Here is a 12,909-nt window from a genome sequence, read left to right as displayed (position 1 = left end):
CTCTTCTCTCTGGTGCGGGGCTCGGGTGAGTGGCCCTGCGGCGAGAAACTAACACCAAATCCGAGTGGCCGCTAGATTTTTGCAGCAAAAAACTAGCGACCACTAGAAATTCGTTGTAGAACGGTTCGTGAGAGGGCTCCCACCCGGCGATCGGTTCGGTGCGGGCGTTACGGTGATGCAATGACGGAGACGACGCAGGCTCCCCGCCGACAGCGGGGCGAGTATGCGAAATCCGAGGCGACCCGGCAGGCGATCCTGGATGCCGCGCTGGAGGTCTTCGCCGAAGCCGGCTATCGGTCGGGGTCGCTGCGTGAGATCGCGCAGCGCGTCGGCATGAGCGAAGCGGGGCTGCTCCACCACTTCCCGCGCAAGAGCGCGCTGCTGCAGGCGGTGCTCGACCACCGTGACGAGCTCGCCCGCTCGATCGTGGACTTCACCAAGGACGACGGCGTCGAGACCCTGCGCAACCTGGTCGACCTCGCGCGGCACAACGCCTCCGTCCCGGGTGTCGTCGAGCTGTACTGCACGGTCTCGGCCGAGGCGACCGCGCCCGACCACCCGGCCCACGATTACTTCCGCCGCCGCTACGAACAGGTGCGGGAGAGCACACGCGAAGCCTTCGAACGCATCGAGGCGGCGGGACGGCTCGCCCCCGGACTCCACCCCGGTCGCGCGGCGGTCGCCACGATCGCCCTGATGGACGGTCTGCAGGTGCAGTGGCTCCTCGATCCGGCGTCGACCGACATGGCCGACGCGCTCGCGGAGTACTTCCGGGGCATGGTGCGCGGGTTCGATCTGACCGCGCTGGAGGACCTGCTCGACACGGTGGCCGAGGACGCCTCGTGATCCGCACGCCCCTGCTCCACGGCTGGACCGTGGGGCCGAAGCTCGGCGCGTTCGAACAGCGCGACGCGGCCACCGCCTACGTCCCCGTCACCCTCCCGCACGATGCGCTGCGCGACCTCCCCCGCGATCCCGCCAGCCCGCAGGGGGTGACCTCCGGCTACTACCCGGGCGGCGTGTTCGAGTACGTCCGTGAGCTCGACGTCCCCGACGACTGGCGCGAGAAGACGGTGCTGTTGGAGTTCGAGGGCGTCTACCGCGACGCCGTCGTGTTCGTCAACGGCGACCGCGCCGCGCACGAGGCCAGCGGGTACGCCGCCTTCACCGTCCGCCTCGACGCCTACCTCCGCTTCGGCCGGGTGAACCGCATCACCGTCGAGGCCCGCGTCCACAAAGACTCTCGCTGGTACACGGGAGCCGGCATCCACCGTCCCGTGCACCTCGTCGTCGCCGATCCCGTTCACCTCGCCCTGGATGCCACGCGCATCACCACGCCCGACGTCGACGACGAGCGCGCGATCGTCGCGGTCTCGTCGGTGGTCGAGAACGAGACCCGCCACACGCGGACCGTGCGCGTCCGATGGGAGGCGACCGCGCCCGACGGCACGGTCGTCGCGACCGGCGACTCGCCCGTTTCGGTGCTCCCGGGCGAACGCGCGACGGCGCGGCAGCGCCTCTCCGTGCCCGCCCCGCGACGCTGGGGCATCGACGATCCCCAGCTGTACGGCCTGCGGACGACGCTCGTCGAGGAGGGCCGTGAGGCGCCGCTCGACGAGGAGACGACGGTGTTCGGCATCCGGACCCTCCGGCTCGACCCCGTGCACGGTCTGCGGATCAACGGCGAGAGCGTGACGCTCCGAGGCGCCTGCGTGCACCACGACAACGGGCCTCTCGGGGCGGTGACGATCCCCGCGGCCGAGGACCGGCGGATCCGGCTGCTGAAGGAGGCCGGGTTCACCGCGATCCGCAGCTCCCACAATCCCGCGAGCCGCGCGATGCTCGAGGCCTGCGACCGTCACGGGATGGTCGTGATGGACGAGCTCGGCGACGTCTGGACCCGGGCGAAGACCGGATTCGACCACTCCGTCGGCTTCGCCGATCACTGGCGCCGCGACGTCGAGGCGATGGTGGCGAAGGATGCCAACCACCCCAGCGTCGTGCTGTACTCCATCGGCAACGAGATCCTCGAAGTCGCGAGCGCGCACGGTGCCGTGTGGAGCCGGCGTCTCGCCGAAGCCGTCCGCGAACTCGACGACACCCGCTTCGTGACCAACGGCATCAACGGGATCATCGCGAACCTCGACCGGATGGCCGAGGCGAGGGCCGAGGCCGAGGCCACCGACCCGAACACGCTGATGGCCACGATGGGCGAGCAGATGGCCCTGCTGAACGCGTCGTCGCTCGTGACCGACTCGATCGAGGAGTCCGCCGCGGTCCTCGACGTCGTCGGCTTCAACTACGCCGACTCGCGCTACGCGTTGGATGCCGAGCTGTTCCCGAACCGCGTGATCGTCGGGTCCGAGACGTTCCCGGAGCGGATCGGGGCCCTGTGGCCGCTCGTGTCGAGCCAGCCCCACGTGATCGGCGACTTCACGTGGACCGGGTGGGACTACCTCGGCGAGGCCGGGATCGGGCGCGTCGACTACACCGACGAGCCGGGGTACGTCGCCACCGGCACCGCGGGACCCTACCCCTACCTGGCGGCCGAGTCCGGCGACCTCGACATCACCGGGCACCGCCGCACCGTCTCCTACTTCCGCGAGATCGTCTACGGCCTGCGCGACGAACCGTTCATCGCGGTCCACCCGCCGCGTCACCACGGCCGGCCGACCGCGGTCACGCCGTGGTCGTGGGACGACACCGTCGCGTCGTGGACCTGGGGCGTCGCGTCCGGATCGCCCGTGCGCGTCGACGTGTACGCCGACGCCGACGAGGTCGAGCTGCTCCGTGACGGCGTCCCGCTCGGCGTCGCGCCGGTCGGTGAGGCGCGCGAGTTCACCGCGCGCTTCGAGACCGAGTACGTCCCCGGCGAGCTCGTCGCGGTCGCTCGACGCGACGGCGTCGAGGTCGGCCGGACGGCGCTGCGGACGGCGGCCGCCGAGGTCGCGCTCACCGCGCGCGCCGAGGCCGGCACGATCGCCGCCGATCCCGACGCGTTGGGATTCGTGCGGATCGCGCTCGAGGATGCCGCGGGCATCGTCCCGTGCGACCGTGACGTGCCCGTCACCGTCCGGGTCGACGGGCCCGCGGTGCTCGCGGGCCTCGGCACCGGTCGCGCGGCGACCGAGGAGGCGTTCTCCGCGGCATCCGTGACGCTCTTCCACGGACGGGCGCTCGCCGTCGTCCGCCCCACCGGCGCGGGCGAGATCCGCCTCCGGGTCTCGGCCGAGGGGCACGGCGACACCGAGGTCGTCGTCCGGGCCGAGTGATCCCGGATACGACAGAAGGCCCCCGAGTACTCTCCGAGGCCCTCCGCAACGGATCCGACCATACGGAGACGAACGGGACGTGTCGGGGGGATTGCCATTCCGGCGCTGTTGACCTAAGCGCGACTCTGCCACACTCACCGCATGAGGTTCGAGACGACGCTGTTCCAGATGGGCAACAACACCGGCATCGAGGTGCCCCCCGAGGTGGTCGAGGGACTGGGTGGCGGCAAACGGGCCGCGGTGACGGTCGACGTCAACGGGTACGTCTACACCAGCACGCTCGCGGTCATGGGCGGGCGTCATCTCATCCCGTTCTCGGCCGACAAGCGGAAGGCCACGAAACTCGCGGGCGGTGACCCGATCACGGTCGAGCTGACCCTCGACACCACCGAGCGCATCGTCGAGCTTCCCGACGACCTCGCCGCCGCGCTCGACGCCGCGGGCGTCCGGGCGGCGTTCGACGCGCTGGCACCCAGCACACGCAAGGCGCACGCGGGCAGCGTGGGCGAGGCGAAGGCGGCCGAGACGCGGGCCCGTCGCATCCAGAAGATCGTCACCGCCCTGTCCTGACCGCCGTCGACCGACGGCGCGACCGATAGCCTGGAGAGGGAGGTCGTGTGGGCCGGACGAAGGATGCCATCGCCGAGGGGCTGTCGATCGCGACGGCCGCGGCGCGGCTCGCCGTACGCAACCGCATCCTGGTCGAGACGATCGCCCGCGGGGGACACTTCGACGGCGAGGTCTTCGCGGAGTTCGCCCGCGAGACCCTGCGTGCCCTCGCCACCGAGCAGGACCAGGCCGCGGATCGCGTGACCCAGCAGCGCAAGCGCGCGTGGGGGCGCTTCTCCGACTCGTCGGGCACGCACGACTACCGCGACCGCGACACGCGCAACCTCCGCCGTCGCGCCCGGCAGTCGCACGGGGTCGCGAAGGAGCTGCGCGCGTTCGCCGACGATCCCGTGCGCGTCGACGCCCTCGTCGCCGCGGCCCGCGCGGCCGCGTGGGGCGACGTCGAGGCGAACCTCTCCCAGCGGCTGGACGTCGAGGGCATGACGGCGGACGCCGATCCCGACTACGCCACCATGCGCCGCGCCCGCATGGATGCGCTGCGCATGGTCGATCTCGCGCGCCTGGCCTCCCAGGCGAAGAAGCGCGCGAAGGAGCAGGCCGCGGTCGCGGGCGACGAGGCCGAGGCCCCGGTGCCCAAGAAGAAGAAGTCGACCTCGGCCTGACGCGAACCGATGATGGCGATTTCCGCGGGTGAGCGACGTCGGGCGAGCGTCGTGGTGATCGGTGCGGGGCAGGCGGGGCTCTCGGCCGCCCATCACCTCGCCCGAGCCGGATTCGTGAGCGCCCTGGACCCCTCCCGCGACCCCGACGCCCCCTCGTTCGTGGTGCTGGATGCCGAGTCGGCGGCGGGCGGCGCCTGGCGGCACCGCTGGGAGTCTCTCACGATGTCGACGGTCAACGGCATCTTCGATCTGCCCGGCTTCCCGAAGCCGCCGATCGATCCGACCGCGTCGAGCCGGGATGCGGTGCCCGCGTACTTCGCCGCGTACGAGGAGCACCTGCGGCCGCCGATCCTGCGCCCGGTGACCGTGACCGCGGTGCGCTCAGCGGATGTCGACCCCGACGGCGACCTGCGCGTGGAGTCGACCGCGGGGGTGTGGGAGACGCGGGCGGTGATCAACGCGACCGGCACGTGGAACAACCCGGTGCTCCCGCACTATCCCGGACAGGAGACCTTCCGCGGGAGGCAGCTGCACACGCGCGACTACGTCTCGCTCGACGAGTTCGCGGGTCTCCGCGTGGCGATCGTCGGCGGCGGCATCTCGGCGGTGCAGCAGTTGGAGGAGGTCTCCCGGGTCGCGACGGTGTTCTGGTACACCCGGCGGGAGCCGGTGTTCCGGGCGGGGGAGTTCACCCCCGAGACGGCGGGCCGGGAGGTCATCGCCAAGGTCGTCGCCGACGTCGAGGCGGGGAACCCGTCCGGCAGCGTGGTCTCCTACACGGATCTCGCGTGGCTGCCCTACGCCGTCGCGGCGAGGGAGCGCGGCGCCCTCGTGCGGCGCCCGATGTTCACCGCGATCGAGCCCGACGGCGTGCGGGAGGCCGGCGGCGGGCTGACGCGCGTCGACGCGATCCTGTGGGCGACGGGCTTCCGGGCCGATCTGCGGCACCTCGACCCTCTCGGGCTCCGGAACGCGCGCGGGGGGATCCGGATGACGGGGACCCAGGTGGCCGACGAGCCGCGTGTCCACCTCATCGGATTCGGTCCGTCGCAGTCCACGGTGGGTGCCAACCGCGCGGGCCGCGACGCGGTCCGCGTGCTGCGGAAGCGGCTCCTGCCCGCGCGGACGACCTGACGCGGCGCCGCGCGGCGACGCGGAGCGGTGCTACTCGCCGCTGCGGAGGTCGCCCAGGGTGCGGCGCGTGAAGCGCGCGTCGCGGAATCGCGCGTCGCATCCGTCGCCGGTCGGGCTCTGCGCCTCGAAACCGACCCGGAGAATGTCGCGCGAGGCGCCGAGGCTGAACGCGCGGACGAAGTGCCACACGGTCCCGTCCAGGCTGTAGTGGAAGGCGAAGACGCCGCCCACCTTCGCGACACGCAGCGCGACGCGGTCGGCGGCGATCGTGGCGCAGTTGGCATCGTCGGAGACGCCGCGCGTGACGACCGAGACGACCATCGCCGTCCCCTGGGGCGAGCGCTCGAAGCACAGCTTCGCCCAGGTGGTCTCGTCGAGCCAGACCAGGAGCACGCCCGCGTCGAAGGTGGCCGCGAAGTCGACGGAGACCTCGGCCGACAGGGTCCAGTCTCCGTCGGGCGCCGCGCCGAGCAGACGCACGGCGTTGGACTGCGACTCCGCCGCCGTCGCCCCGCCGCCGCTCGGGTCGACGAAGAGATCGCTGTGGGCCCGCGCGCGGACGGTCAGATCGCCGTCGTGGACGGCCCACCCGGCGTCGTCGAGGTCGATCAGTTCGAGAGGGACGCCGTCGAGTGAGAGCATGCTCGTATTCTGGCCGGTCCGCGCTCCCCGCGAGCCGGGGCGCACCGCCGGGTGCGAAGACTCACGGGACGGTGTCGCCGAGGACGTCCACGATCGCGTCGAGGGTGCGGTCGATCTCCGGGAGGGCCGCGATCGGCGGGATGTTGAGGTGTCCGTGCGGCATCCCCGCGGCGACCTCGACGCGCACCGGGATCCCCGCGTCCCCCAACTGCACCGCGAACAGTTCGCCCGAGCCGCGCAGCTCGTCGATCTCGCTGAGGGCGAGGAGCGTGCGGGGCAGGCCGCGCGGATTCCGGCTCCCCGGGAGGGCATCCACGGGAAGGTCGTCGATGCGGCCGACGTAGGCGCGCATCACCTCGATGTCGCGGGCGAGTCCGAAGCGCAGGATGTCGGGCAGATCGTCGACCCCGTCGATCTCGACGCCGGGCACGGGGAAGTGCAGGAGCGGGTACCCGAGCACCAGGGCGGCCGGCTGCGGACCGCCCCGGTCGACGAGGCGGAAGGCCGTCGCGGCGGCGAGGTTGCCGCCGGCGGAGCACCCGCCGAGGCTCAGGCGTGCCGGGTGGATGCCGAACTCCTCGGCCCGTCCGCGGAGCCAGGTCCACGCGGCGTCGACGTCGTCCAGCGGAGCGGGGAACCGTGTCCCCGGGCCCGCGAGACGGTAGTCGACGCTCGCCACGACCGCGCCCGCCCGGGCGACCAGTTCGCGCGCCACGACGTCGGACTCGGCCATGTCGATGTCGCCGGCGGTGAAGCCGCCCCCGTGCACCCACAGGAGCCCCGGTACGTCGGTCGCGGCCTCGAGCGGGCGGTACACGCGTATCCGCACGGGTCCGCGTGGCCCCGGGGCGGAATGCTCCGACACGTCGACCGGCGGGCGGACGTAGGCGGACGTCAGGTCGGCGACCGCGCGGGCGTAGTCGTCCCATTCGAGCACGTCCCGCAGTGCGTGGGCCATGACGGCGTCCAGGCTCATGAACGCGGCCCCCGCGCGACGAACTCCACGGGGAAGACCTGTCGCACGCGGGCGCGGCGGGGGTCCTTCCGCTCGGCGAGCAGGATGTCGGCGCCCTGGTAGCCGATCGCCGTCAGGGGCGTCCGGATACCCGGGATGCCGAGGGCCTCGGCCACCTCCGAGTCCTGGCCGGCGATCACCAGGGGGCGTCGACCGCCGTTCGTCTCGCCGTCCTCGGCCAGTCGCCGCCAGGCTCCCGCGGCGGTGCGATCGTCCGGCAGGATGATCGCGTCGAAGCTCATTCCGCGCTCCCCGAGGAACTCCACCGCCGCGCGTCCGGCGGCGCCGTCGTGACCCCAGGCGTCGTGCTCGACGAGCACCTCGGCCGGGTCGAACCCCGCCGCGTGGACCGCCGCGCGCGCCGCCGTGCGCCGCAGCTCGGCGCCGGACCTGTCGTGCGGCGGATGGACGAGGACGATCCGCCGCCGCCCGTCGTCGAGGGCGTGCGCGACCGCCAGGGCGACGGCGGCCTCGTCGTCGACGGCGACGGAACTCAGCTCGGACGTGGCGGGCGAACCGATCACGGTCACCGAGACACCGCGTTCCGCGGCCTGCACGGCGACGGGTTCGGCTCCGGCGGTCAGTTCGATCAGGATGCCGCGGACACCGGCCCGCTCGAGGGCGCGCACCGCGTCGTCGAGCCCGGTGGGCTCGTCGGTGGGGAAGGTGACGAGCGGGTGTGCGCCGCCCAGCGCCAGCCGGCGACGGATTCCGTCCAGGAGTGCGGCGCGGTGCGGTTCCGCGCCCGCGAGGACGACGCCGACCAGGTCCGGACCCGCCGGTGCGCGTCGCCCGCGTCCGGTCGGTCGCCACCCGAGTTCGTCGATCGCGGACCGGACGCGGCGCAGCGTCGGTGGGGCCACGATTTCAGGCTTGTTCAAGACGTTGGAAACCGTCCCGATCGATACGCCTGCGACGCGGGCTACGTCGTGCATCGACGGAAAGTCCTGGTCTGCCATCGCTCGCCCTCCTTCCTTGGTGGCTGGGATCCATTGTGGCTCGTGTGGATCTCCATGTTCATCCTTGCATGAATTGAAATATTTCAACTAGCATCGCAGCGTCGCGATCCGCAGATCCGATCCAGCACTAGAGAGAGCTCGAGGTTTCAATGATGAATCTCCGTACCCGCGTCGGTTTCGGCGCGATCGTCGTGGGCGCGCTCGCCGTGTCCGCCACGGGGTGCGCCGGCGGGCAGCAGCAGCCGGCCATCGATCCCAGCGCCAGCGTCACCATCACCGTCGGCGACCTGCCCAGCACGAAGGCGGAGGCGGCGCGCAAGGGCTTCCTCGACGCCGTCGACCAGTTCGAGAAGGCGAACCCGAACATCACGATCGAACCCAGCGAGACGCGCTGGGACAACGGGTCGTTCTCCGCCCTCGTCGCCGGCGGCACCATGCCGACGGTCATGGGAGTGCCGTTCACCAACACGCAGCAGGTGATCGCCAACGGCCAGGTCGCCGACCTCACCGACGTCGTGAACCAGCTCGGACTGCTGGACCGACTCAACCCCGACACGCTCAAGCCCGCACAGGCCGACGGCAGGACGTACGGCATCCCGACGACCGTCGACACCGTCGCCCTCATGTACAACCGCGACCTCTTCACCAAGGCCGGCCTCGACCCGGACAAGCCGCCGACCACGTGGGACGAGGTCCGCACCGCGGCCAAGGCCATCACCAAGGCCACGGGCAACCCCGGCTACCTGCAGATCACGCAGGAGGGGCAGGCGGGCTGGATCTACACCGCGTCGGTGTACTCGCGCGGCGGGTCCATCGAGAACCCGGCCGGTGACGCGGTCACGATCGACGACCCCGCATCGATCGCGGCGCTCCAGGGTCTGCGCGACATGTTCTCCACCGACAAGTCCATGGGATCGTCCGTGATCATGGACCTCAAGACGATCATGCAGGAGTTCGCCGCCGGCCGCGCGGGCATGTTCGTCGCTCCCGTGGCGTCGTACGAGTGGCTCAACAACGTGTACGACATGGATCTGTCGGTCATCGGCGCCTCGCACCTTCCGCAGGGCAGCAGCACTCCGTCGGGCACGCCCCTGGGCGGCACGGTGCAGATGACGAACCCGAAGTCGACGCCCGAGCAGCTGCTCGCCGCCGCCAAGTGGGTCGACTTCTACTACTTCGGCAAGTTCACCAGCAAGGACACGGCCGTCGCGAACGCCCAGGCCGTGATCACGGACGGCGGCATCGTCGGCCTCCCCGGACTGTCGCCCCTCAGCGCCGACGCCTACACCCAGTACCGCGAGTGGATCGCGGACGACACCAACGTCGATGCGTCGCACTTCACGAGCTACACCGACTCGCTCACGAAGATCCCGCTGATCCCCGAGCCCGCGACCCGGGCGCAGGAGGTCTACGCCGACCTGGCGTCGACCGTGCAGGCGGTGCTGACCGATCCTTCGACGCCGATCGAGCCGCTCGTGAAGGATGCCGCTTCCCGCATCGAACGGATCATCTCGCAGTGACTCGAGTCCTCTCGGTACCGGTCGGGGTCCCCGCGCGCGAGGCGCGCGGGGGCCTCCTCCCGCGTGTGCAGCGCTGGGTGCGGAGCGGGGGACTGTGGTCCCTCGCCTTCGGCGCACCGCTGGTCCTCGTCTTCGCCTACTTCTCCTGGGGCCCGATCGTGCGGGGCCTCGTGCTGTCGTTCCAGAAGACGAACTTCCTCACCAGCAGCTGGGTGGGCCTGCACAACTTCGAGTACGTGCTGACCGACCCGGTGCTGCCCCGGGCGATCCTCAACACGGTGCTCTTCACCGCGATCGGGCTGCTGGTGGGCGCCCCGTTGCCGCTCGCGCTCGCCGTGGTGATGTCGGAGCTGCGCCGATGGAAGGGTCTCTACAGCGCGCTCGCCTATCTCCCCGTCGTGATCCCCCCGGTCGTGGCCATCCTGTTGTGGAAGGTCCTCTACATGCCCGGTCCGAGCGGGTTGCTGAACTCGCTGCTCGGCACGGTGGGGCTCGGACCCCTCGCGTGGCTGGACTCCGAGCAGCTCGTCATCCCCTCCATGGTGCTCGCGGCGACCTGGGCGGGTGCCGGCACGTCGGTCATCATCTATCTCGCCGCGCTCGGCGGCGTCCGGCCCGACCTCTACGAAGCGGCCGAGCTCGACGGGGCGGGCGTGTGGAGCCGGGTGTGGCACGTGACGTTGCCGCAGATCCGCGGCGTCATCCTCGTCCTCATCCTTCTGCAGCTGATCGGAACCATGCAGGTGTTCAACGAGCCGAAGCTCCTCACCGGCGGCGGCCCGAACAACGCATCGATCTCGATCCTGATGCTCATCTATCAATACGGCTTCGTGAACTCGAACTACGGCGCGGCGGCCGCGCTCAGCGTGATGCTCGCCGCGGTCCTGGCGATCGTCTCGATCGTCTTCCAGTTCTCGACGCGGAGGCTCAACGAGAATGACTGACACCTACACCCTGACCCAGCCGCCCGCGGCTCCGACGGCGCGGCGACGCCTCCGCCGCGACGACGACCCGGAAGAGGTCGTCCGTTCGGTCTCCTCCTGGGGCGACCGCCGGCGCCCCGTCGTGCGCTGGTCGTTGCGGATCGTCCAGGCGGTCGTGCTCGTCGGCCTGATCGTCGCGGCCGTGCTTCCGCTGGTGTGGCTCGCGAAGGCATCGGTCTCCACGACCACCGAGCTCGTGACCGACCCTCTGACGCTGATCCCCTCGGTCTTCGACTGGTCGAACTACGCCGTGGTCTGGAACGACCTCGGGATCTGGCGCTACCTGCTGAACACCCTCCTGATGGCGCTCGGGAGCGCGGCCGTCACCCTGTTCGTCTGCGTGACCGGCGCCTACACGCTGTCGATCCTCCGGCCGCGGTGGGGTGACGTCGTCTACTGGGCGGTGCTCGCGACGCTGTTCATCCCCGGGATCGTCTCCCTCGTGCCCCTCTATCTGACGGTGCTGGATCTGCCCGGTCTCGGGATCAGCCTCCTCAACACGATGTGGGCGGTCTGGCTGCCGGCCGGGGCGAGCGCCTTCTCGCTCGTGCTCGCCAAGCGCTTCTTCGACTCCATCCCCCGCGAGCTCATCGAGGCGGCGCGCATCGACGGCGCCGGTCCCGTACGGGTGCTCTGGTCGCTCGTCATCCCGCTGTCGCGTCCGATCCTGTCGGTGCTGGCGCTGCTGAGCGCCGTCGCGGCGTACAAGGAGTACCTGTGGCCGCTGCTGGTGCTCCAGGACCCGGGGGTTCAGCCGATCTCGGTCGCGCTGCCGCGGATCGAGCCCGCGCTGGAGTACTCGGTGATGATGGCCGCGCTGTTCCTGTCGATGGTCGTCCCGATCGGGCTGTTCCTGCTGTTCCAGCGGCAGTTCCTGCGCTCGGTCGGCATGGCCAACGGCATCAAGGGCTGACGGAGACGGCCCTGAGCTATCTTCGGAGGTATGGAGCGCGAGATCCGATGAGTGCGCCGGACGACACGGGCGCACGACGGGCGAATCTCCGCGAGGTCGCCGCGCTGGCCGGGGTGTCGGTGTCGACGGCATCCCGCGTGCTGTCGGGGACGTACCCGATCGCCGAGGCGACCCGCGGGCGCGTGGTCGCCGCGATGCGCGAGCTCGGGTACTCCGAGGCCCGCGCCCGCCGTCGTGAGGCGACCCGGACCATCGGCGTCATCGTCCCCGACGTGCGCTCGTCGCTGGTCTCGGGGGTGCTGGGCGGTATCGACGCCGCGGCCGTCGAGCACGGGCGCATCAGCATGATCTTCCCGACCGAGGGGGACGTCGATCGCGAACGCGACATCGTCCGTCTCGTCGCCCGCCAACGCGAATTGGATGCCGTGGTCTTCGTCGGCGGCGTCTACGCGTCGGCCGACTACGCCGACCGGCTGGGTGACTACGCGACGATGCTCGAGGAGATCGACGCGCGCCTGGTGATGTGCGCACGCCCGGGTCCGATCCCCGCGGATCGTGCGCTCGCGGCGGGGTACGACAACACCGGCGGGGCGTTCGCGATCACGAGCCACCTTCTCTCGCGCGGACACACGCGCGTCGCCTGGGTCGGCGGCGTCGAGGAGTACTCCACGACCGAGGGCCGTATCGCGGGCATGCGCGCCGCGCTCGCGGCCCACGGGCTGGACCCGGCGGCCGTCTACACCGACCCGTCGCCGCGGCGGTCGCGCCGGAGCCCCGCGCCCGATCAGGCGTACGCCCACACCGTCGCGCTGCTGCGCGAGCATCCCGACGTGACGGCGATCGTCGCCAACAGCGACTTCCACGCCCTTGACGTGGTACGGGCGCTGACGGATGCCGGGCTGTCGGTGCCCGAGGACATGTCGGTCGTCGGCTATGACGACGACCGCGTCGCGCAGCGCCTGCACCCGCCGCTCACGACGGTGCACCTGCCGGTGTTCGATCTGGGGTGGGAGGCCGCGCGCCTCGCCGTGGAGAAGCCGCTCCCCGGCCACGCCGGTTCGGTCGTCGAGCTCGGCACGCACGTCGTCGTGCGCGATTCGGTGGCGGCGCCGCGCCGCTGACACCCTTTCTCTCGGACACGAGCCCCGCCGTCTCGGCGGGGCTCGTTGCCGTTTCGTGGCCCGTGTTCGCTTGCGCTAGCAACTTGTTTCTGTAATGTTGCTACGCGAGAGCAGCATT

12 protein-coding genes are annotated in these 12,909 nt (G+C 71.2%); 9 read left to right on the top strand and 3 right to left on the bottom strand.

The features are described from left to right. The first annotated feature begins 180 nt into the window (after nucleotides 1-180). From BGO45_RS07105 to BGO45_RS07085, 5 genes are all read left to right on the top strand, one after another. Complete coding sequence (locus tag BGO45_RS07105; RefSeq protein WP_292692149.1) at nucleotides 181-846, top strand: TetR/AcrR family transcriptional regulator; 666 nt, start codon at nucleotides 181-183, stop codon at nucleotides 844-846. Continuing rightward, entirely contained in the window at nucleotides 843-3,272 is a 2,430-nt protein-coding gene (locus BGO45_RS07100; protein ID WP_292692147.1) for a glycoside hydrolase family 2 TIM barrel-domain containing protein, read from the top strand. Before BGO45_RS07105 ends, BGO45_RS07100 begins: the two co-directional genes overlap by 4 nt. A gap of 141 nt (nucleotides 3,273-3,413) precedes the next feature. Then, entirely contained in the window at nucleotides 3,414-3,842 is a 429-nt protein-coding gene (locus BGO45_RS07095; RefSeq protein WP_292692145.1) for a YdeI/OmpD-associated family protein, read from the top strand. 47 nt (nucleotides 3,843-3,889) lie between these two features. Continuing rightward, nucleotides 3,890-4,504, top strand: coding sequence for an asparagine synthase (locus BGO45_RS07090; RefSeq protein ID WP_292692143.1), 615 nt, complete (start codon nucleotides 3,890-3,892; stop codon nucleotides 4,502-4,504). A 9-nt stretch (nucleotides 4,505-4,513) separates the two neighbouring features. Beyond that, nucleotides 4,514-5,638, top strand: coding sequence for an NAD(P)-binding domain-containing protein (locus tag BGO45_RS07085; protein WP_292692142.1), 1,125 nt, complete (start codon nucleotides 4,514-4,516; stop codon nucleotides 5,636-5,638). A 30-nt stretch (nucleotides 5,639-5,668) separates the two neighbouring features. Here the strand turns inward: BGO45_RS07085 and BGO45_RS07080 are convergent, their stop codons facing one another. The 3 genes from BGO45_RS07080 to BGO45_RS07070 form a co-directional block, all read right to left on the bottom strand. Beyond that, complete coding sequence (locus BGO45_RS07080; protein ID WP_292692140.1) at nucleotides 5,669-6,280, bottom strand: DUF1349 domain-containing protein; 612 nt, start codon at nucleotides 6,278-6,280, stop codon at nucleotides 5,669-5,671. Nucleotides 6,281-6,341: 61 nt separating this feature from the next. Next, nucleotides 6,342-7,256, bottom strand: a complete 915-nt coding sequence (locus BGO45_RS07075) for an alpha/beta hydrolase (RefSeq protein WP_292692138.1) — start codon at nucleotides 7,254-7,256, stop codon at nucleotides 6,342-6,344. Further along, nucleotides 7,253-8,230: a LacI family DNA-binding transcriptional regulator gene (locus BGO45_RS07070; protein WP_292692919.1), complete on the bottom strand. Its 978-nt coding sequence runs from the start codon at nucleotides 8,228-8,230 to the stop codon at nucleotides 7,253-7,255. The genes BGO45_RS07075 and BGO45_RS07070 overlap by 4 nt, the downstream gene beginning before the upstream one ends. A 176-nt stretch (nucleotides 8,231-8,406) precedes the next feature. Here BGO45_RS07070 and BGO45_RS07065 point away from each other — a divergent pair, with 176 nt between their 5' ends. Genes BGO45_RS07065 through BGO45_RS07050 form a run of 4 tightly spaced genes read left to right on the top strand, consistent with a single transcriptional unit; the run spans nucleotide 8,407 to nucleotide 12,791 of the window. Further along, entirely contained in the window at nucleotides 8,407-9,774 is a 1,368-nt protein-coding gene (locus BGO45_RS07065) for an extracellular solute-binding protein (protein ID WP_292692136.1), read from the top strand. Beyond that, nucleotides 9,771-10,718 carry a carbohydrate ABC transporter permease gene (locus tag BGO45_RS07060; RefSeq protein ID WP_292692134.1) on the top strand — a complete coding sequence of 316 codons (948 nt, stop codon included), beginning with the start codon at nucleotides 9,771-9,773 and terminating at the stop codon, nucleotides 10,716-10,718. Before BGO45_RS07065 ends, BGO45_RS07060 begins: the two co-directional genes overlap by 4 nt. Further along, nucleotides 10,711-11,670: a carbohydrate ABC transporter permease gene (locus BGO45_RS07055; RefSeq protein WP_292692132.1), complete on the top strand. Its 960-nt coding sequence runs from the start codon at nucleotides 10,711-10,713 to the stop codon at nucleotides 11,668-11,670. The genes BGO45_RS07060 and BGO45_RS07055 overlap by 8 nt, the downstream gene beginning before the upstream one ends. 47 nt (nucleotides 11,671-11,717) lie before the next feature. Next, on the top strand, nucleotides 11,718-12,791 hold the full coding sequence (locus tag BGO45_RS07050; protein WP_292692130.1) for a LacI family DNA-binding transcriptional regulator: 1,074 nt from the start codon (nucleotides 11,718-11,720) through the stop codon (nucleotides 12,789-12,791). Nucleotides 12,792-12,909 lie beyond the last annotated feature (118 nt).

It is taken from the genome of Microbacterium sp. 71-36, from assembly GCF_001898305.1.
Taxonomy (GTDB): Bacteria; Actinomycetota; Actinomycetes; order Actinomycetales; family Microbacteriaceae; genus Microbacterium.
This window is presented reverse-complemented; position numbering and strand designations above follow the sequence as displayed.

Bases quoted from the DNA above. Each gene is read 5' to 3' on its own strand.
- BGO45_RS07105 (WP_292692149.1), top strand. From the start codon at position 181: ATGACGGAGACGACGCAGGCTCCCCGCCGACAGCGGGGCGAGTATGCG.
- BGO45_RS07095 (WP_292692145.1), top strand. From the start codon at position 3,414: ATGAGGTTCGAGACGACGCTGTTCCAGATGGGCAACAACACCGGCATC.
- BGO45_RS07085 (WP_292692142.1), top strand. From the start codon at position 4,514: ATGATGGCGATTTCCGCGGGTGAGCGACGTCGGGCGAGCGTCGTGGTG.
- BGO45_RS07080 (WP_292692140.1), bottom strand. From the start codon at position 6,280: ATGCTCTCACTCGACGGCGTCCCTCTCGAACTGATCGACCTCGACGAC.
- BGO45_RS07075 (WP_292692138.1), bottom strand. From the start codon at position 7,256: ATGAGCCTGGACGCCGTCATGGCCCACGCACTGCGGGACGTGCTCGAA.
- BGO45_RS07070 (WP_292692919.1), bottom strand. From the start codon at position 8,230: ATGCACGACGTAGCCCGCGTCGCAGGCGTATCGATCGGGACGGTTTCC.
- BGO45_RS07065 (WP_292692136.1), top strand. From the start codon at position 8,407: ATGAATCTCCGTACCCGCGTCGGTTTCGGCGCGATCGTCGTGGGCGCG.
- BGO45_RS07055 (WP_292692132.1), top strand. From the start codon at position 10,711: ATGACTGACACCTACACCCTGACCCAGCCGCCCGCGGCTCCGACGGCG.
- BGO45_RS07050 (WP_292692130.1), top strand. From the start codon at position 11,718: ATGAGTGCGCCGGACGACACGGGCGCACGACGGGCGAATCTCCGCGAG.